The sequence below is a fragment of the Citrobacter sp. SX206 genome (assembly GCF_024181025.1).
GTDB classification, from domain to species: domain Bacteria; phylum Pseudomonadota; class Gammaproteobacteria; order Enterobacterales; family Enterobacteriaceae; genus Citrobacter; species Citrobacter youngae.
The window spans coordinates 3766226-3785410 of the sequence record NZ_CP049738.1 but is presented as its reverse complement, the minus strand read 5'-3'; the positions used below and the strand labels follow the sequence as shown (position 1 = coordinate 3785410).

Annotated in this window: 18 protein-coding genes; 8 read left to right on the top strand and 10 right to left on the bottom strand. The window is 53.8% G+C overall.

The genetic code is table 11. The features are described 5' to 3' along the window. The first annotated feature begins 35 nt into the window (after nt 1-35). Both G8S19_RS18390 and hpt read left to right on the top strand, forming a co-directional pair. Nucleotides 36-1691: a methyl-accepting chemotaxis protein gene (locus G8S19_RS18390; protein ID WP_305883503.1), complete on the top strand. Its 1656-nt coding sequence runs from the start codon at nt 36-38 to the stop codon at nt 1689-1691. A 278-nt stretch (nt 1692-1969) separates the two neighbouring features. After that, nucleotides 1970-2506, top strand: a complete 537-nt coding sequence (gene hpt / locus G8S19_RS18385) for a hypoxanthine phosphoribosyltransferase (RefSeq protein WP_003018658.1) — start codon at nt 1970-1972, stop codon at nt 2504-2506. A gap of 93 nt (nt 2507-2599) precedes the next feature. Here hpt and can read toward each other — a convergent pair whose 3' ends face one another. Then, entirely contained in the window at nt 2600-3262 is a 663-nt protein-coding gene (can, locus tag G8S19_RS18380; protein ID WP_008786227.1) for a carbonate dehydratase, read from the bottom strand. Between the two features lie 108 nt (nt 3263-3370). Between can and G8S19_RS18375 the strand changes: the two genes are divergently transcribed. The 4 genes from G8S19_RS18375 (at nt 3371) to G8S19_RS18360 (ending at nt 6897) form a co-directional block, all read left to right on the top strand. Continuing rightward, complete coding sequence (locus G8S19_RS18375) at nt 3371-4297, top strand: ABC transporter ATP-binding protein (RefSeq protein WP_048212670.1); 927 nt, start codon at nt 3371-3373, stop codon at nt 4295-4297. Continuing rightward, nucleotides 4294-5064 carry an ABC transporter permease gene (locus G8S19_RS18370; protein WP_253685657.1) on the top strand — a complete coding sequence of 257 codons (771 nt, stop codon included), beginning with the start codon at nt 4294-4296 and terminating at the stop codon, nt 5062-5064. The genes G8S19_RS18375 and G8S19_RS18370 overlap by 4 nt, the downstream gene beginning before the upstream one ends. A gap of 101 nt (nt 5065-5165) precedes the next feature. Next, on the top strand, nt 5166-5606 hold the full coding sequence (locus tag G8S19_RS18365; protein WP_253685655.1) for a PTS sugar transporter subunit IIA: 441 nt from the start codon (nt 5166-5168) through the stop codon (nt 5604-5606). Nucleotides 5607-5667: 61 nt separating this feature from the next. Further along, nucleotides 5668-6897, top strand: coding sequence for a polysaccharide deacetylase family protein (locus G8S19_RS18360; protein ID WP_126320203.1), 1230 nt, complete (start codon nt 5668-5670; stop codon nt 6895-6897). A 5-nt stretch (nt 6898-6902) separates the two neighbouring features. Here G8S19_RS18360 and panD read toward each other — a convergent pair whose 3' ends face one another. From panD to thpR, 9 genes are all read right to left on the bottom strand, one after another. Then, nucleotides 6903-7283, bottom strand: coding sequence for an aspartate 1-decarboxylase (gene panD, locus G8S19_RS18355; protein ID WP_000621526.1), 381 nt, complete (start codon nt 7281-7283; stop codon nt 6903-6905). 94 nt (nt 7284-7377) lie between these two features. After that, nucleotides 7378-8232 carry a pantoate--beta-alanine ligase gene (panC, locus tag G8S19_RS18350; RefSeq protein ID WP_124021696.1) on the bottom strand — a complete coding sequence of 285 codons (855 nt, stop codon included), beginning with the start codon at nt 8230-8232 and terminating at the stop codon, nt 7378-7380. 9 nt (nt 8233-8241) lie between these two features. After that, nucleotides 8242-9033 carry a 3-methyl-2-oxobutanoate hydroxymethyltransferase gene (panB, locus tag G8S19_RS18345; RefSeq protein WP_253685653.1) on the bottom strand — a complete coding sequence of 264 codons (792 nt, stop codon included), beginning with the start codon at nt 9031-9033 and terminating at the stop codon, nt 8242-8244. 120 nt (nt 9034-9153) lie between these two features. Then, complete coding sequence (gene folK, locus G8S19_RS18340; protein ID WP_253685651.1) at nt 9154-9633, bottom strand: 2-amino-4-hydroxy-6-hydroxymethyldihydropteridine diphosphokinase; 480 nt, start codon at nt 9631-9633, stop codon at nt 9154-9156. Then, nucleotides 9630-11027, bottom strand: a complete 1398-nt coding sequence (gene pcnB / locus G8S19_RS18335; protein ID WP_253686646.1) for a polynucleotide adenylyltransferase PcnB — start codon at nt 11025-11027, stop codon at nt 9630-9632. The genes folK and pcnB overlap by 4 nt, the downstream gene beginning before the upstream one ends. Before the next feature lie 71 nt (nt 11028-11098). Further along, nucleotides 11099-11995, bottom strand: coding sequence for a tRNA glutamyl-Q(34) synthetase GluQRS (gene gluQRS / locus G8S19_RS18330; RefSeq protein WP_005124711.1), 897 nt, complete (start codon nt 11993-11995; stop codon nt 11099-11101). A 96-nt stretch (nt 11996-12091) separates the two neighbouring features. Further along, on the bottom strand, nt 12092-12547 hold the full coding sequence (gene dksA, locus G8S19_RS18325; RefSeq protein ID WP_003829221.1) for an RNA polymerase-binding protein DksA: 456 nt from the start codon (nt 12545-12547) through the stop codon (nt 12092-12094). 177 nt (nt 12548-12724) lie between these two features. Then, on the bottom strand, nt 12725-13429 hold the full coding sequence (sfsA, locus tag G8S19_RS18320; protein WP_005124714.1) for a DNA/RNA nuclease SfsA: 705 nt from the start codon (nt 13427-13429) through the stop codon (nt 12725-12727). 15 nt (nt 13430-13444) lie between these two features. Continuing rightward, nucleotides 13445-13975, bottom strand: coding sequence for an RNA 2',3'-cyclic phosphodiesterase (gene thpR, locus G8S19_RS18315; RefSeq protein ID WP_048212662.1), 531 nt, complete (start codon nt 13973-13975; stop codon nt 13445-13447). A 73-nt stretch (nt 13976-14048) separates the two neighbouring features. On the opposite strand from thpR, the gene hrpB reads away from it, so the two are divergent. Together hrpB and mrcB are read left to right on the top strand one after the other, a co-directional pair. Beyond that, nucleotides 14049-16478 carry an ATP-dependent helicase HrpB gene (hrpB, locus tag G8S19_RS18310; protein ID WP_048212661.1) on the top strand — a complete coding sequence of 810 codons (2430 nt, stop codon included), beginning with the start codon at nt 14049-14051 and terminating at the stop codon, nt 16476-16478. Nucleotides 16479-16558: 80 nt separating this feature from the next. Next, nucleotides 16559-19096 (top strand): bifunctional glycosyl transferase/transpeptidase, encoded by a 2538-nt coding sequence (mrcB, locus tag G8S19_RS18305; protein ID WP_253685649.1) that lies wholly within the window; start codon nt 16559-16561, stop codon nt 19094-19096. Nucleotides 19097-19185 lie beyond the last annotated feature (89 nt).

The window sequence follows — 19185 nt, the reverse complement described above, 5'->3', positions numbered from 1 at the left end:
CACATACCCAATGTGAGTTCAATGGATGAAAAAACGTGATTAAAAATATTCGTGTTATTACCGGTATTCTGCTGGTTCTCGCCATTTTCTGTTTACTGCAGGCCGTTACGGGAAGCCTGTTTTACTCTGCGGTAAACAATGACAGGCATAATTTCCAGAACTCAGGCACCCTCAACGCTCAGCAAGAAAATCTGAGTGACAGCGTCAATACGTTGATTAAAACCCGTGTTACGGTGACGCGCGTCGCCATCCGCTTTTTAAAAAATCAGCGCGATCCCGCCTCGTTGGCCGCGATCAACACGCTGCTCAATACCGCCAGTGATTCAATGAAGAAGGCCGAAGGCTATTTCGCCCAGTATCAGGGATTACCGCAGGTGACAGGGCAAGATCCGCAGATCGCCAGTGAAATGGAAAAGCAGTATCGCCAGATGCACGAAGTGATGAAATTATCGATTGAGTATCTGCGAGCGAATAACTATCAGGCTTATGGCGATCTTGATGCCCAGAAAGCGCAGGATGAGATGGAAACGAGCTATGATCACTGGCGAAACGAGAATAATGCGCTGCTGCAGCATGCTGCTGCGGAGAATCAGCTCAGTTTTTACCGTATGCAGTGGACACTGGGAGGCATCGTTCTGGTTGTGCTGATCGTTCTGGGCATGATCTGGAGCGGGTTGCAACACATCCTGCTTAAACCGCTGGCGCAGATTATGGAGCATATTCGCGTCATTACCGGTGGAGACTTAACCCATAAGCTCAATGTTGAAGGTCGCAACGAAATGGGCCGACTGGCGATGGGGTTGGAAGAGATGCAACAGTCGCTGATTTCGACAGTCACTGCCGTACGCAATAGCTCGGAGTCAATTCATACCGGGGCCGCTGAAATATCCTCGGGCAACAACGACCTTTCTTCGCGCACCGAGCAGCAGGCGGCCTCGCTTGAGGAAACGGCCGCCAGCATGGAGCAGTTGACCGCGACAGTGAAGCAGAATACGGACAATGCGAAACAGGCAACCCAATTGGCGAAAAACGCCTCTGATACTGCCGCTCGCGGTGGTCGTGTTGTTGATACCGTTGTGCATACGATGAGTGAAATAGCGGACAGCTCGCAGCAAATCGCGCAGATCACGAACGTTATCGACAGTATTGCCTTCCAGACCAATATTCTGGCGCTGAACGCCGCGGTAGAAGCGGCCAGAGCCGGAGAGCAGGGGCGTGGTTTTGCGGTTGTGGCAGGTGAAGTCCGGACTCTGGCAAGCCGTAGTGCCCAGGCAGCAAAAGAGATCAAAGCGCTGATTGATAATTCAACCCACTGTGTAGGCATGGGATCGCAGCAGGTTTCGGATGCCGGTAAAACCATGGCAGAAATTGTCGCGGCGGTGACCCGTGTGACCGATATCATGGGCGAAATTGCGTCTGCTTCTGAAGAGCAGAGTCGGGGGATTGAACAGGTTAGCCTCGCGGTTTCGCAGATGGACAGCGTGACCCAGCAAAACGCCGCGCTGGTGGAGGAGTCAGCGGCGGCGGCGGCCTCTCTGGAGCAACAGGCCGAGCAGTTGCGGCAGGCCGTTGCGGTATTTCGTATTACCCGCGAGAAGGCGGTGAGTGGGGCTCGAAAACCACTGCAGGACGCTCCGCGCCAGGATCGCGTTGTCTCTACTACCCAGGATCAACATTGGGAAACGTTCTGACCTGAAAAAGTCCGATTTTGCTCACGCTAAAAGCCGGGTTCGTTGCCCGGCTTTCGTGTATTCAGAGCGCGTTAAAATGTGTGCGCAGGCTCTCTGAGTAACTATCAGAGGAATGCGGTCTCTTTGCTGGTATACTTCATCCACTGAATTGTTTGTATGCTGTCGCAAGTTTTGTGGTTAGTGCGAGCCACCGTCTCTTTGGCGGTGTATCAAGGTAAGTGCTTTCTTTCGATTTGCATGATGTGTTAACTGATAAAAATCAGTGAGTTATTTCTTTTATGAAACATACTGTAGAAGTCATGATCCCGGAAGCGGAGATCAAAGCGCGTATTGCCGAACTGGGACGTCAGATTAACGAGCGTTACAAGGACAGCGGCAGTGATATGGTGCTGGTAGGCCTGTTACGCGGTTCATTTATGTTTATGGCTGACCTGTGCCGTGAAGTGCATGTCTCCCACGAAGTCGATTTCATGACCGCCTCCAGCTACGGCAGCGGAATGTCCACCACGCGTGATGTTAAAATCCTCAAAGACCTGGATGAAGACATTCGTGGCAAAGACGTGCTGATTGTTGAGGACATCATCGACTCCGGCAACACGCTGTCAAAAGTGCGTGAAATCCTGAGCCTGCGTGAACCTAAATCTCTGGCGATTTGTACGTTGCTGGATAAACCTTCTCGCCGTGAAGTGAACGTACCGGTCGAGTTTATCGGTTTTTCCATTCCAGATGAGTTCGTTGTTGGCTACGGCATTGACTATGCACAACGTTATCGCCATCTGCCGTATGTTGGCAAAGTGGTGTTGCTGGACGAGTAATGGGCTGGAGCGCCTGATGGCGCTTCGCTTATCAGGCCTACGGCGCTGATTTGTAGGCCGGGTAAGGCGTAACCGCCACCCGGCAATATCACCTTACTTATGGTTGCTGTGCTTCTGGCTGAGGTTCGACAACCCCTGTCGGTAGCGTTGCTCCAGTGTTTCGCGGCTGGTAGCCGTGACGTCCAGATCGCGCAGCAGACCATCATGAATACCGTAAGCCCAGCCGTGAATTGTCACTTTCTGACCGCGTTTCCAGGCTGAACGCATAATGGTTGAGTGACCCAGGTTATAGACCTGCTCCATAACATTCAGTTCGCACAGGGTGTCCATGCGACGTTCCTGCGGCATTTCGCCCAGCAGTGAGCTGTGTTTAAACCAGATATCGCGGATATGCAGCAACCAGTTATCAATCAGCCCCTGTTCTTTATTTTCAATAGCCGCCTGGACGCCGCCGCAACCATAGTGGCCACAAATAATAATGTGTTCCACTTCCAGCACATCCACCGCATACTGAACCACTGAGAGACAGTTCAGGTCGGTGTGAATGACCAGATTAGCAACATTACGGTGAACAAACAGTTCACCCGGTTCAAGACCGGTTAAACGTTCAGCGGGAACGCGGCTATCGGAACATCCAATCCATAGAAAACGCGGATTCTGCGCATGCGTCAGCGTTTCAAAAAATCCGGGATCCTCTTCTATCAGCATCTTTGACCATAGTGCATTGTTGCTGATGAGTGTATCTATGTCTTTCATGGAGTTGTACAACCCGAAGCCAGATAAATTCGATGGGCTAATATAGGGTAACTCCGGCATTATTTAAACTATATATAAAATGTCAGAACGTAAGGTAAGTAAAAAACCATGACCATTGCTCTGGAACTTCAACAACTTAAAAAAACCTATCCCGGTGGCGTTCAGGCGTTGCGTGGCATAGATTTGCAAGTCGAAGCGGGTGATTTCTATGCGCTGCTAGGTCCCAATGGCGCGGGGAAGTCCACCACCATCGGTATTATCAGCTCGCTGGTGAATAAAACCTCCGGGCGGGTGAGCGTGTTCGGCTACGATCTCGATAAAGACACGGTTAACGCCAAGCGTCAGCTTGGGCTGGTGCCGCAGGAGTTCAACTTTAACCCGTTTGAAACCGTGCAGCAGATCGTGGTCAACCAGGCCGGTTACTACGGCGTAGAGTATAAAGAGGCGGTTAAACGCAGTGAAATTTATCTAAAACAGCTCGACCTGTGGGAAAAACGTAACGAGCGTGCGCGCATGCTTTCCGGCGGGATGAAGCGCCGCCTGATGATTGCCCGTGCGCTGATGCACGAGCCAAAATTACTCATCCTTGATGAACCAACTGCCGGTGTTGATATTGAATTACGCCGCTCAATGTGGGGCTTTTTAAAGGATTTAAACGATAAAGGTACGACGATTATTCTAACCACCCACTACCTTGAAGAAGCGGAAATGCTGTGTCGCAATATCGGCATTATTCAGCACGGCGAGCTGGTGGAAAACACCTCGATGAAAAATCTGCTCTCTAAGCTCAAATCTGAGACGTTTATTCTCGATCTGGCGGCGAAAAGTCCGCTACCTAAGCTGGAAGGCTATCAATACCGCCTGGTTGATACCTCCACGCTGGAAGTTGAAGTTCTGCGCGAACAGGGGGTGAACAGCGTGTTCTCGCAGCTGAGCGCTCAGGGTATTCAGGTATTGAGTATGCGGAACAAGGCGAACCGGCTGGAAGAGCTGTTTGTTTCTCTGGTTCATGAAAAACAAGGAGATCGCGCATGATGCAGCTTTACTGGGTCGCGCTGAAAAGCATCTGGGCGAAAGAGATCCACCGCTTTATGCGTATCTGGGTGCAAACCCTGGTGCCGCCCGTTATCACCATGACGCTCTATTTTATTATCTTTGGTAATTTGATTGGCTCACGGATCGGTGAAATGCACGGTTTTAGCTACATGCAGTTTATCGTGCCGGGGCTTATCATGATGGCGGTGATTACCAACTCGTACGCTAATGTGGCGTCGTCGTTCTTTAGCGCCAAGTTTCAGCGCAACATTGAAGAACTGTTGGTTGCACCGGTACCGACGCACGTAATCATCGCCGGTTTTGTCGGCGGTGGCGTGGCTCGCGGTCTGTGTGTGGGCATTCTGGTCACGGCTATCTCACTGTTCTTCGTGCCGTTCCAGGTGCACTCCTGGGTCTTCGTGGCGCTGACGCTGGTGCTGACGGCGGTGCTGTTTTCGCTGGCGGGCTTGCTGAACGCGGGTTTCGCCAAAACCTTTGACGATATCAGTCTGATCCCGACCTTCGTGTTAACGCCGCTGACCTATCTGGGGGGCGTTTTCTACTCGTTAACGCTGTTACCGCCGTTCTGGCAGGGACTGTCGCACCTGAACCCGATTGTCTACATGATTAGCGGGTTCCGCTACGGTTTCCTCGGCATTCACGATGTGCCGCTGGTGACGACCTTCGGTGTGCTGGTGGTGTTTATCGCCGCGTTTTATTTACTGTGCTGGTATCTGATTCAGCGCGGGCGCGGACTGCGCAGCTAACCTCTTTTCCTCTCCCTGAACGGGAGAGGAAACTTTTGATGTTTATCACCCTTACATATTTATCACCCTGATAAACTACTTGCCTGCTAAGGAGGTAGGCGATGCTAGGTTGGGTAATTACCTGTCATGACGATAAGGCACAGGATATGCTGCAGCGTCTGGAAAAAAAGCACGGCCCTTTGGTCCAGTGTCAGGCGGTGAGTTTTTGGCGAGGTCTCAGCTCGAACATGCTAAGCCGTATGATGTGCCATGCCCTGCATGCCACAGACTCAGGCGAGGGCGTGATATTCCTGACCGATATGGCCGGGGCTGCGCCTTTCCGCGTGGCTTCGTTAATGAGCCATAAACATCCCCAGTGTGAAGTCATTTCTGGTATCAGCTATTCATTACTTGAGCGAATGATTTCGTCGCGGGAATCAATGAGCAGTTCTGCGTTTCGCGATTGCATCGTTGCGCTTGGCGGGCCTGAAGTCTCCAGTCTCTGGCATCAGCAACAAAAAAATCCCCCCTTCGTGTTGAAGCATGATTTGTATGAGTATTAATCATTGGTATTGATGGCGCTTTTGCTACAATAGCCGGGGTTTCTCGCCTCGGTTATCTCATATGGTTATGCGCCTTCTGCTTGTTTTATTGCTCCTGTTCTCTGGCAGCGTTGCTGCGGCGTTGCCTGCTCGTTATATGCAAACGACCGAAGCGGCTGCCGTTTGGGCGCAGATCGGTAATAAAATGGTGACGGTCGGGAATATTTGCGCCGGTCAAATCCTCTCAGTAGAACCGATGGCCGCTGACTACTATGAATTCCCCTTTGGCTTTGGTACCGGGTTTATCGATAAGGGACACCTGGAGCCTGTTCAGGGCCGGCAGAAGGTTGACGATGGTTTAGGCGACCTCAACAAGCCGCTCAGCAATCAAAGCCTGGTAACCTGGAAAGACACGCCCGTTTATAATGCTCCGGATGTCGGTAGCGCCCCGTTTGGCGTACTGGCGGACAACCTGCGCTATCCCATCATTAGTAAGCTCAAAGACCGACTTAATCAGACCTGGTTTCAGATCCGCATTGGTGGCAGGCTGGCCTATATCAGTGCGCTGGATGCGCAGGAAGACCACGGTATTCCCGTGTTGACCTACCATCATATTCTGCGTGATGAAGAGAATACCCGTTTTCGCCACACCTCCACGACGACCTCTGTGCGTGCGTTCAGTAACCAGATGGCCTGGCTCCAGGATCGTGGTTACACCACGTTGACGATGTATCAACTGGAAGGCTACGTGCAGAATAAAATGAACCTGCCTGCACGGGCGGTGGTGCTGACTTTTGATGATGGTCTCAAGTCGGTGAGTCGTTATGCTTATCCGATTCTGAAGCAGCACGGCATGAAGGCAACAGCGTTTATCATCTCCTCACGCATCAAGCGGCACCCGCAGAAGTGGGATCCGAAATCGCTGCAGTTTATGAGCATCTCTGAACTGAATGAGATCCGGGACGTGTTCGACTTCCAGTCGCACACCCATTTTTTACATCGGGTTGATGCGAATCGCCGGCCGATCCTGCTGAGTCGCAGCTATCACAATATTTTGTTCGATTTCGCCCGTTCGCGCCGGGCACTGTCCCAGTTTAACCCTCACGTCCTGTATCTTTCGTACCCGTTTGGCGGTTATAACGCCACGGCGGTAAAAGCAGCAGGCGACGCGGGATTCCACATGGCGGTCACCACGGTGAGAGGGAAGGTTAAGCCGGGAGATAATCCGTTCTTATTGAAAAGGCTTTATATTTTAAGAACGGATTCGCTGGAGACGATGTCGCGGCTGATAAGCAACCAGCCGCAGGGGTAAGGCTATCAGGCAACCTGTACCGGAATAGCTTTCGCGGTACGCTTCATTTCGTTGTCGCCTTCAAAGTAAGCCACTTTCGGGCGCCATGTACGGGCTTCTTCATCAGACATGGTGACGAAGCTGGCGATAATCACAATGTCGCCAACCTCTGCACAATGCGCTGCCGCACCGTTCACCGAGATGATTCTGGAGCCGCGTTCAGCCGCAATTGCATAGGTTGAGAAACGTTTCCCATTCGTCACGTTCCAGATATCAATAGCTTCATTTTCCAGAATACCGGAGGCATCAAGGAAATCCTGGTCGATGGCGCAGGAGCCTTCATAGTGCAGGTCCGCCTGCGTGACTTTTACACGGTGGAGCTTGCCTTGCAGCATGGTGCGAATCATAACTTCTATACCCTGTCGTTTACCTTGGCTAAGCAGGTGCTACTGACCTGCTTTGAGAATTTTCAGGCAGTATTGCCTGATTTTTAACCCCTGTCTACTGGGCTAATGTAACGCTTTGATTATCGATCAGACGAGCCTGACCCAGCCAGGCGGCAACCAGAATCACTGCGCGTTTACTGCTTTCAGTCAGTTCAAGCAGCGTGTCGGCGTCGCGGATCTGAATGTCGTCGGCGCGGAAGCCTTTTTCATTCAGCTCGTGTTCAGCAATGGCGATAATCTCTTCCAGATCGCGTTCCCCAGCCTGTAATTTTTCGCCAATGCGGCTCATCACTTTGTACAAGCCAGGGGCGACTTTACGCTGCTCTGCCGTGAGATAGCCGTTACGCGAGCTTAGGGCTAAGCCGTCTTTGGCGCGAATAATTGGTACGCCGACGATCTCAATGTCATAACCCATATCCGCCACCATTCTGCGGATCAGCGCCAGTTGCTGGAAATCCTTCTCGCCAAAGCAGGCGATATCTGGCTGGATCAAATTAAACAGCTTGCTGACGATAGTGGAAACACCACGGAAGTGGCCCGGACGGCTGGCGCCTTCAAGCATGGTAGACAGTCCCGGAACATCAACATAGGTATGACCTTCCGTGCCCTGCGGATAGATTTCTTTCTCTGATGGCGCAAAGACGATATCGACTTTGCGTTTGTTCAGCTTTTCGCAATCTTCCTGCAGCGTGCGTGGATAGCGCGCCAGGTCTTCCACACGGTCAAACTGCATTGGGTTGACAAAAATACTGACGATCACCACATCAGCCTGAGCCTTTGCTTCATCAACCAGCTTCATATGGCCGTCGTGCAGGTTGCCCATTGTCGGAACCAGCGCGACGCGTTTGCCTTCCTGACGCAGACGACGAATGTGCTGGCGCAGCAGCGGCAGAGTTTCAATAATTAACACTTGGACTCCTTAATGGAAACTGTGTTCTTCACCCGGATAGACGCCGGATTCAACCTCAGCAATATACTGCCGTACTGCGGCGCGCATGTCGCCCGCTTCAGCGAGGAAATTTTTGGCAAATTTAGGGATATGGCCGCCGGTAATGCCAAAGGCATCGTGCATGACGAGGATTTGTCCATCAGTGACGTTACCTGCGCCAATACCGATAACCGGAATCGACAACGCATCGGTGACGCGCTTCGCCAGCTCAACCGGTACGCATTCCAGCACCAGCAACTGAGCGCCAGCCGCTTCCAGCGCCAGCGCGTCGTCGAGCAGCGTTTGCCCGGCATCACCACGGCCTTGCACCTTATAGCCACCAAAAATGTTGACGGACTGCGGGGTCAGCCCCAGATGACCGCACACCGGGACCGCGCGTTCGGTGAGCATTTTCACCGTATCGACCAGCCACGCACCGCCTTCTACCTTGACCATGTTGGCGCCCGCACGCATAACCACCGCGGCGTTTGCAAAGGTTTGTTCTGGCGTAGCGTAGGCCATAAACGGGAGATCGGAAAGCAGCAGGCAGTTGGGTGCCCCGCGACGCACGGCGCGGGTGTGGTAGGCGATATCTTCAACGGTGACGGGGAGGGTGGAATCATAGCCCTGAACGGTCATGCCCAGCGAGTCGCCAACCAGCATCACATTGATACCTTCGTCGGCAAAGAGTTTCGCGAAGCTGTAGTCGTAAGCCGTAATCGTCGCGAAGCGTTTCTTCTCTTGCTTGTATTTTTGCAGCAATGAGATTGTTGTCGGTTTCATAAAATTTCCTGATGGTGAAAGTCATATTTAACGGCATTCTAGCAGTCACATTCAGGGGGGCAATTGATTTAAGCAATCGTTTGGCGCGAAAGCAGTAAACGCTAAAGGGAAAGGATTACTTTACCAGTGTGCAGGTTTTGCTGCACCGAGTTGGGCGAGGTGTTGATGTAGGCTGGTTCCGTCCGGGAAGCTCAGTTCAGGCGCAATTTCATACAGCGGCCACAGCATGAAGCCGCGGTTCTTCATGTCGTAGTGCGGCACGGTCAGACGTTCGGTGTTAATCACTTCATCGCCAAACAGCATGATGTCGAGGTCCAGCGTACGCGGGCCCCAGCGTTCAGCTTTACGTACGCGTCCCTGCTGCAGCTCAATGCGTTGGGTGTGATTAAGCAGTTCTTCGGGCGCGAGAGTCGTTTCCAGCGCCACGGCGGCGTTCAGGTAATCGGGCTGATCCTGTGGGCCTAACGGCGGTGTACGGTAAAACGAGGAAACTGCGACGATACGGCTGTCAGGGATTTCGCCGATCGCTTGCACGGCAGCATTCACCTGCTCCAGCGGAGAGGCTAAATTACTGCCGAGCGCAATATAAACGAGGGTCACGCGGAACCTTCACGGCGCGGCGCGCGTTTACGCGGGCGGCGATGACGGCGGCGTACGTCCGGCTCTTCATCCAGCTCGTTCAGCATACCTTTTTGCTCTGGCGGCGCGGAAACCTGGAATTCGCCCCACCATTTCGCCAGACGCTGTAGTTCAGCGTTGTTTTCTACTTCCGCGCGCAGAGCCAGCAGATCGTAAGCTGCGCGGAACTTTGGATGTTCCATCAGCTTCCAGGCGCGTTTGCCCTGACGACGGGACATGCGTAACTGAAGTTGCCAGATATCGCGGGTTAGCGAGGTCAGGCGCTTAGGAATCGCCAGCGAGCGGCAGGCTTCGTCCAGCACGTCGTTCATTGCCAGCGCGAAAGCGTCGTAGTAGGCCAGACCGCTTTCCTGTGCGATTTTCTGCGCAGCTTCCAGTAACGGGTACCAGAACATCGCGGCGAACAAGAACGCCGGATTCACGCGCATATCATTGTGGATACGGGTGTCGGTATTCTTTAGTACCTGGGCAATGATGCGTTCCATCGCGCTGTCACCGTCTTCGGTGAAATAGCGGGTGATGGTTGGGAACAGCGGCTGGAACAGGCTGTACTCACGCAGTTTTTTATAGGTTTCATACCCGTAGCCCGCCTGTAACAGTTTGAGCGCTTCTTCAAACAGGCGTGCGGGGGGAATATCGTTAAGCAGCGTTGCCAGACGTGGGATCGGCTCTGCGGTTTCCGGGCTGATACGCATGTCGAGTTTGGCGGCAAAACGCACGGCACGCAGCATACGTACAGGATCTTCGCGGTAGCGCGTTTCCGGATTACCAATCAGGCGGATGACGCCATCTTCGAGATCCTGCATGCCTCCGACGTAATCACGCACGGTGAAATCGGCCACGCTGTAATACAGGCTGTTAATCGTGAAGTCGCGGCGCTGGGCATCTTCTTCGATGGAGCCGAAGATGTTGTCACGCAGCAGCATACCGTTTTGCCCGCGCTGTGACGTTGTGCGATCGGACTCACTGCCTTCATGGTGTCCACGAAAAGTCGCAACTTCGATAATTTCCGGGCCAAACATGACATGGGCCAGACGGAATCGACGCCCAACCAGGCGACAGTTACGAAACAGTTTTCGCACCTGATCTGGCGTTGCATTGGTGGTGACATCAAAATCTTTCGGCTTTTTGCCCAGCAAAAGATCGCGTACGCCACCGCCTACCAGCCATGCCTCGTATCCGGCCTTATTGAGCCTGTACATTACCTTTAGGGCATTTTCACTGATATCTTTGCGGGAGATAGAGTGCTGCTCACGCGGGATTACCGTCATATGCGGACGGGCGACGGCAAGCTCGGCCTCGCGCTCCTCACGGCTTAGCACCTTGCGGCAAAAATTAGCGACTCGGGTAAAAATAGTGCACCTCGGTAGTGTCAAACTTCAGTCAGAACAAGTGTTGCTGTGTAAAAATCGCGGCTAATCATAGCTCAGCATGAGTCATTTGAGAATGCCGGATTTACATTCACTGAACCCGGCACAGTCGTAAGCGTCCAATTTTGCACCGCAGTTTGCAGTAATTCTTCCACACTCAGCGCTTGCCACGGTATTACAGTGTTCTGGCCGAGGAAGCGCAACGCGTTAATGAGAACCGGGCGTGGATCGCCTTGCGGCAGGGCAGGCGCATGATTCTGTTTAGAAAGTTTAGCGCCTTGCTCGTTGAGCGCCAACGGCAGATGAATATAGTCCGGTACTTGCCAACCGAACTGTTGATACAACGAAATTTGGCGTACAGTCGGTTCGATGAGATCCGCGCCGCGTACAATCTCTGTTACTCCCTGGAAGTGGTCATCAACCACTACTGCAAGGTTATAAGCAAACAGTCCGTCGCGTCGGTGGATAATAAAGTCTTCCCGTGCAAGCTCTGGGTCGGTGTGAATATTGCCGCGCAGCAGGTCGTTAAAGTGTAAAACGGGATGCTGTTGCTTGATGCGTACCGCTGCATTTTCCGGCCCGTGGCGTAACGCACGGCAATGACCGTCGTAAATCCCGCCAATACTCTGAATACGGGCGCGTGTGCAGGTACAGTAGTAGCTTAAATCTTGTTGTTGTAACCAGGCCAGTGCCTCACGGTAGGCGTCATGGCGTTGCGACTGCCACATGATCTCGCCATCCCAGTGCAGCCCGTAATGTTCCAGCTGACGCAGAATCGTCTCTGCAGCACCGGGAACTTCACGAGGGGGATCGATATCTTCAATGCGTACCCGCCAGATTCCGCGCTGTGCACGGGCCTGCAGATAACTGCCGAGGGCGGCTACCAGGGAACCAAAATGCAGTTCACCAGAAGGTGAAGGGGCAAAACGGCCAATATAGGGTTTGTCTGTCATGTCGATGGATAATATAAAAGAATAAGGCGGGAGAAACTCCCGCCCAGGTACTGTCGGATGAGCGTAATGCTACCCGGCATGCAACAGTCTACGGGATTAACCCGCCATCTGTTTTTCGCGAATTTCTGCCAGCGTTTTGCAGTCGATGCACAGATCGGCTGTTGGACGGGCTTCCAGACGACGAATACCAATTTCTACGCCGCATGATTCGCAGTAGCCGAAATCTTCGTCTTCTACTTTCTTCAGCGTCTTCTCGATCTTTTTGATCAGTTTGCGCTCACGGTCACGGTTACGCAGCTCAAGGCTGAATTCTTCTTCCTGCGCGGCACGGTCAACCGGATCAGGGAAGTTAGCCGCTTCGTCCTGCATATGAGTCACAGTGCGATCGACTTCATCCCTGAGTTGATTACGCCATGCTTCAAGAATACGCCTGAAGTGCGACAGCTGGGCTTCGTTCATATACTCTTCGCCCGGTTTCTCCTGGTACGGCTCCACCCCAGCGATGGCGAGAATACTCAGGGACGATGTTTTACGGTTTTGCCCTTCTTGCATGTTGCTTCTCCTTAACACGCACTATCGATCCCCATGTTCGGGGGAAAAATCAGGTCGCTATAAATAGCAGATGCTTTTCCGGATAGCAATTATCTATACGTAACACTTGACAACCCTGTGAGGAAAAGCGTATTTGCGCACGCGGCCAGAATACTAATTAACCCGTTGTTTACACCATTACAAGGCAATGGGCAACGGCTCTTTAAGAGTCATACTATGGGCAGAAAGTTCCGCTTTATAAACCAGAATTTCGACCCCCTTTAGCTGTGCTTCGACTAATAACTGCGCATATTTTGCATCGATATGACGCGCGGGTGAAAACCGTGTAATGGCTGAATGTAGTACCGCGAAAAATATGACGGCACGTTTACCTTCAGCCGCTACGCTCATCAATTCCCGAAGATGTTTCTGCCCTCGTTCAGTTATGGCATCGGGAAAATAACCATACTCTTTTTCCGCCAACGTGACTGATTTTACTTCAATATAGCAGTCAGTCCGGGAATCTGCCTGTAACAAAAAATCAATACGGCTGCCTTCTGCGCCGTATTTTACTTCACTTTTCAACACGCTGTAGCCAGAAAGCTCCGCAATGAGCTCATTCTGAATAGCCTCTTTCGTTAAGCGATTGGCCCATAGCGTGTTAACACAAATAAATGCATCGGATGCGGTTTGCGTTAATTCCCAGGTATGTGGATATTTCCGCTTAATATTTTCTGATGTTGAATACCAGACGGTATCCCCAGGGGTTGCGCATCCGGTCATCGCGCCGGTATTTGGGCAGTGTAGCGTCAAGGTTGTGCCATCAGGTGTGATCACATCCGCTAAAAAACGTTTATAGCGCTGAATTAGCGTAGCGCGTTGTAAAGGGGGAGAAAATTGCATGAATAATACCCTTGATTATTTGCTCAGCACCCAGCGTTGCAAGGTTGAATAGCGAGTGCGTCCTCGCTCAAATGACGAGGCATAAAGCGCAAACTCCGTAACCGGAAATGACCAGCAAAAACCGGGAGGCGGGATGGCGACTGCATGACTGGCATCGCGCAAGAGCGTGATATGCGGGTGAAAGGGCTGTGGGCTCTGGTAGCATCCGCTGCGTGCGGCCTGTGCTCGCAGCATATTGGCCAGTTGCAATAACCCGCGTGGCGGCTGACGCATTCCCAGCCACACAACCCGCGAACGCAGCCATTGCCCTGCATCGTCCAGCCTGAGCGTGAACGCCGGCTGGCGAATGCGTCCAGCCAGTTGTGATAGCGCCTGCTGTTTCTCGGCACTCACATTCCCTAAAAAAGCCAGCGTCAGGTGCAGATTGTCTGCGGCGACCGGACGGCCCGCCTCTGGCGGAAATTGTGCGGCTCGCCAGTGGATGAGCTGCTCCCGAACCTCAGCAGGCAATTCAATGGCAAAGAACAGCCGTTTCGGCTCAGACATGATGGATACTCGGTTATGAATTAACGCGATGCTACAATGCAGCGCGAAGAATGTTAACCCTCTGGAGTCATTTGTGACGTCGTTGCCCGTTGCCGCCATAGTGCCTGAACTGCTTACCGCCCTTGATGCTTCACCGCAGGTCCTGCTGACCGCGCCGACCGGTGCCGGGAAATCGACCTGGCTGCCGCTACAGCTTCTGGCGCATCAGGGGATATCGGGGCGCATTATCCTGCTGGAACCGCGTCGCCTGGCGGCTCGCAATGTGGCACAACGACTGGCGGAGTCGCTGAACGAAAAGCCCGGCGAAACCGTGGGCTATCGCATGCGTGCGCAAAGCTGCGTGGGGCCGCAAACCCGGCTTGAAGTGGTCACGGAAGGTGTGCTCACACGCATGATCCAACGTGATCCAGAATTGCAGGGCGTTGGTCTGGTGATCCTTGATGAATTTCACGAGCGCAGCCTGCAGGCGGATCTGGCACTGGCGCTGCTGTTGGACGTACAGCAAGGCTTGCGGGACGATTTAAAACTGCTGATTATGTCAGCCACACTGGACAACGGGCGTTTGCAGCAGCTGTTGCCTGAAGCGCCTACCCTTGTTTCCGAAGGACGTGCGTTTCCTGTTGAACGGCGCTACCAGCCGCTGGCGACGCATTTACGTTTTGATGAGGCGGTTGCTATTGCCACCGCGGAGTTGCTACGTAACGAGAGTGGCTCGTTGCTGCTGTTTTTACCCGGTGTAGGGGAAATTCAGCGCGTGCAGGAACAGCTGGCAGGCCGCGTGGGTAGCGATATTCTGTTGTGTCCGCTGTACGGCGCATTGACGCTGGCCGAGCAGCGCCTGGCGATTTTGCCCGCGCCGCAAGGTAAGCGCAAAGTGGTGCTGGCGACCAATATTGCCGAAACCAGCTTAACGATTGAAGGCATCCGGCTGGTGGTGGACTGCGCCCAGGAACGCGTGGCGCGCTATGACGCGCGCACCGGTTTAACGCGGTTGATTACCCAGCGCATCAGCCAGGCATCGATGACCCAGCGAGCCGGGCGTGCAGGTCGTCTGGAGCCCGGTATCTGTCTGCATCTGCTTGCCAAAGAGCAGGCGGAAAGAGCGGCGGCGCAGGGAGAGCCTGAGATATTACAGAGCGATCTGTCCGGTCTGCTGATGGAACTGTTGCAATGGGGATGCACCGATCCTGCACAGTTGAACTGGCTGGATACGCCGCCCGCTATCAACCTGCAGGCGGCAAAACGGCTGTTACAGATGCTGGGCGCGTTGGAGGGCAACAGGCTAAGTGCCACGGGGCAGAAAATGGCGGCGTTGGGTAACGATCCCCGTTTAGCGGCTATGCTGGTTAGCACCAACAATGATAACGAAGCGGCAACGGCGGCGAAACTGGCCGCGATTCTGGAAGAGCCGCCGCGCGGTGGCAGTACCGATTTAGCCGTCGCATTTTCACGAAATCAGCCCGCCTGGCAACTGCGTAGCCAGCAGCTATTGAAGCGCCTGAATGTGCGGGGAGGCCAGCCCGATAGCGAACGGTTAGCACTTTTACTGGCGCAGGCGTTTGCCGACAGGATCGCGCGCCGTCGCGGGTTGGATGGACGTTATCAACTGGCCAACGGGATGGGGGCGATGCTGGATTCCGATGACGCCCTGGGGCGCCATGAGTGGTTGATTGCGCCGTTGTTATTGCAAGGAAGCGCGTCACCGGATGCGCGTATTTTGTTAGCGTTGCCGCTGGATATTGAAGCGTTGATGCAGACGTGTCCTGAACTGCTGCAACAGTCCGACACCATCGAATGGGATGAAGCCCAGGGAACGTTAAAAGCACTGCGCCTCACGCGAATAGGCCAGTTGACGCTAAAAGTGCAGCCGTTGGCTAAACCTTCGGAAGACGAGTTGCATCAGGCGATGCTGAATGGTATTCGCGATAAAGGGCTAAGTGTGCTCAACTGGACGCCGGAGGCTGAACAGTTTCGGCTGCGCCTGCATTGCGCGGCAAACTGGTTGCCGGAGTACGACTGGCCTGCGGTAGATGAGGATTCTCTTCTGGCGGCGCTGGAGAGCTGGCTATTGCCGCATATGAGCGGTGTGCACTCTTTACGCGCGCTCAAAGCATTAAATGTGGCTCAGGCATTGCGCGGTTTGCTGGACTGGTCAATGCTGCAACGTCTGGATAGTGAACTGCCTGCGCATTACACTGTGCCGACGGGAAGCCGGATAGCCATCCGCTATCACGAGGATAATCCCCCGGTGTTGGCGGTCAGGATGCAGGAAATGTTTGGCGAAGCGAATACGCCAACCATCGCTGGGGGGCGTGTGCCGTTGGTGCTGGAGCTGCTTTCTCCGGCCCAGCGACCGCTACAGGTCACCAGCGATCTGAGCGCATTCTGGAAAGGATCGTACCGTGAGGTACAAAAAGAGATGAAAGGGCGTTATCCCAAACACGTCTGGCCGGACGATCCGGCGAATACCGCGCCAACGCGGCGCACCAAAAAGTATTCATAAATTGAGAGATTTCTTCTTCTGTCGCCTGACGGAAGAACGGAGAATCGGGCCTTTGCGCCTGAATGTTGCGGAGAAAAAGCATGGCGGGGAATGACCGCGAGCCAATTGGACGTAAAGGGAAACCGTCACGTCCGGTGAAACAAAAGGTGAGCCGTCGTCAACTCAGAGATGACGAGTATGACGACGATTATGATGATGACTATGAGGATGAAGAACCGATGCCGCGTAAGGGTAAGGGCAAAGGGCGTAAGCCTCGTGGTAAGCGTGGCTGGTTCTGGCTGCTGGTAAAACTGTCGATCGTCTTTTTGGTGCTGATCGCGATATATGGCGTGTACCTGGACCAAAAAATCCGTAGCCGTATTGATGGCAAAGTCTGGCAACTGCCTGCGGCTGTTTATGGCCGGATGGTTAACCTTGAGCCAGAAATGCCCATCGGCAAGAACGAGATGGTGAAACTGCTGGAGGCGACACAGTACCGTCAGGTGACGAAAATGACGCGCCCGGGCGAATTTACCGTGCAGGCGAAGAGCATTGAGATGATCCGCCGTCCGTTTGATTTCCCGGACAGTAAAGAAGGGCAGGTGCGTGCGCGTCTGACCTTTGATGGCGATCATCTGGATACTATTGAGAATATGGATAACAACCGCCAGTTCGGTTTCTTCCGTCTCGATCCGCGTTTGATCACCATGCTGTCTTCCCCTAACGGTGAGCAGCGTCTGTTCGTTCCGCGTAGCGGCTTCCCGGATTTGTTGGTAGATACGCTGCTGGCGACCGAAGACCGCCATTTCTATGAGCACGACGGCATCAGCCTCTATTCCATTGGACGTGCGGTGCTGGCGAATCTGACGGCCGGTCGTACGGTGCAGGGGGCCAGTACGCTGACACAGCAACTGGTGAAAAACCTGTTCCTGTCCAGCGAGCGCTCGTACTGGCGTAAAGCGAACGAAGCCTATATGGCGCTGATCATGGATGCGCGCTACAGCAAAGACCGCATTCTTGAGCTGTACATGAACGAAGTTTATCTCGGTCAAAGCGGCGATAATGAAATTCGCGGCTTCCCGCTGGCGAGCCTCTATTATTTCGGTCGTCCGGTGGAAGAACTGAGTCTCGACCAGCAGGCGTTGCTGGTGGGGATGGTTAAAGGGGCGTCAATCTACAACCCATGGCGTAATCCGAAGCTGGCGCTGGAGCGTCGTAATCTGGTGCTGCGCCTGCTGCAACAGCAGCAGATTATCGATCAGGACCTGTATGACATGCTGAGCGCGCGCCCGTTAGGCGTGCAGCCGCGTGGCGGGGTGATTTCACCACAACCAGCGTTTATGCAGATGGTACGCCAGGAGCTACAGGCGAAGCTGGGCGATAAAGTCAAAGATCTCTCCGGTGTGAAAATTTTCACCACCTTTGATTCCGTGGCACAGGATGCGGCAGAAAAAGCGGCGGTGGAAGGCATTCCGGTGCTGAAGAAACAGCGCAAGCTGAGCGATCTGGAAACCGCGATTGTGGTCGTTGACCGCTTTAGCGGCGAGGTTCGTGCGATGGTCGGCGGCGCAGAGCCGCAGTTTGCGGGCTATAACCGCGCGATGCAGGCCCGTCGTTCCATCGGTTCTCTGGCAAAACCGGCAACCTATCTGACGGCGCTGAGTCAGCCGAAGCTGTATCGCCTGAATACCTGGATCGCCGATGCGCCGATTGCGCTGCGCCAGCCGAACGGTCAGGTGTGGTCACCGCAGAACGATGACCGTCGCTATAGCGAAAGCGGTAAAGTAATGCTGGTGGATGCGTTAACGCGTTCAATGAACGTCCCGACCGTCAATCTGGGGATGGCGCTGGGCCTGCCCGCGGTTACCGAGACCTGGACGAAACTGGGCGCCCCGAAAGATCAGCTCAATCCGGTTCCGGCGATGCTGCTGGGGGCGTTGAACCTGACGCCAATTGAAGTGGCACAGGCGTTCCAGACCATCGCCAGCGGGGGTAACCGTGCGCCATTATCAGCACTGCGTTCGGTCATTGCTGAAGATGGGAGCGTGCTGTATCAAAGCTTCCCGCAGGCAGAGCGCGCAGTGCCTGCACAGGCGGCATATATGACGCTGTGGACCATGCAACAGGTGGTTCAACGCGGTACGGGTCGCCAGCTTGGCGCGAAGTACCCAGGGCTGCATCTGGCAGGGAAAACCGGGACCACCAACAACAACGTGGATACCTGGTTTGCCGGTATCGACGGCAGCCAGGTGACGATTACCTGGGTAGGCCGCGATAACAACCAGCCAACCAAGTTGTACGGTGCCAGCGGCGCGATGTCGATTTATCAGCGTTATCTGGCGAACCAGACACCAACACCACTGGTGCTGACGCCGCCGGAGGATGTTGTTGATATGGGCGTAGATTACGACGGTAACTTTGTGTGCAGTGGTGGTATGCGTACGCTGCCAGTGTGGACTACCGATCCGGATTCGTTGTGTCAGCAAGGTGAGATGCAGCAGCAGTCAGGTAATCCGTTCGATCAATCAACGCAGTCGCAGCCTCAACAGCAGCAGCAACAACAACAGCCGCCGCAGCAGGAGAAGAAAGACAGCGACGGCGTCGCAGGTTGGATCAAGGATATGTTTGGCAGCAACTAATGCCTACCTCAAAACCCGCTCCGGCGGGTTTTTCTTTTGACGCCATTCGGTTTTGTTTTTCCTGATGGCGCTGCGCTTATCAGGCCTAC

Excerpts from the sequence above, each read along its gene's own strand:
- hpt (WP_003018658.1), top strand. The coding sequence starts at position 1,970 with ATGAAACATACTGTAGAAGTCATGATCCCGGAAGCGGAGATCAAAGCG.
- can (WP_008786227.1), bottom strand. The coding sequence starts at position 3,262 with ATGAAAGACATAGATACACTCATCAGCAACAATGCACTATGGTCAAAG.
- G8S19_RS18375 (WP_048212670.1), top strand. The coding sequence starts at position 3,371 with ATGACCATTGCTCTGGAACTTCAACAACTTAAAAAAACCTATCCCGGT.
- G8S19_RS18370 (WP_253685657.1), top strand. The coding sequence starts at position 4,294 with ATGATGCAGCTTTACTGGGTCGCGCTGAAAAGCATCTGGGCGAAAGAG.
- G8S19_RS18365 (WP_253685655.1), top strand. The coding sequence starts at position 5,166 with ATGCTAGGTTGGGTAATTACCTGTCATGACGATAAGGCACAGGATATG.
- G8S19_RS18360 (WP_126320203.1), top strand. The coding sequence starts at position 5,668 with ATGGTTATGCGCCTTCTGCTTGTTTTATTGCTCCTGTTCTCTGGCAGC.
- panD (WP_000621526.1), bottom strand. The coding sequence starts at position 7,283 with ATGATTCGCACCATGCTGCAAGGCAAGCTCCACCGTGTAAAAGTCACG.
- panB (WP_253685653.1), bottom strand. The coding sequence starts at position 9,033 with ATGAAACCGACAACAATCTCATTGCTGCAAAAATACAAGCAAGAGAAG.
- gluQRS (WP_005124711.1), bottom strand. The coding sequence starts at position 11,995 with ATGACAGACAAACCCTATATTGGCCGTTTTGCCCCTTCACCTTCTGGT.
- dksA (WP_003829221.1), bottom strand. The coding sequence starts at position 12,547 with ATGCAAGAAGGGCAAAACCGTAAAACATCGTCCCTGAGTATTCTCGCC.
- sfsA (WP_005124714.1), bottom strand. The coding sequence starts at position 13,429 with ATGCAATTTTCTCCCCCTTTACAACGCGCTACGCTAATTCAGCGCTAT.
- thpR (WP_048212662.1), bottom strand. The coding sequence starts at position 13,975 with ATGTCTGAGCCGAAACGGCTGTTCTTTGCCATTGAATTGCCTGCTGAG.
- mrcB (WP_253685649.1), top strand. The coding sequence starts at position 16,559 with ATGGCGGGGAATGACCGCGAGCCAATTGGACGTAAAGGGAAACCGTCA.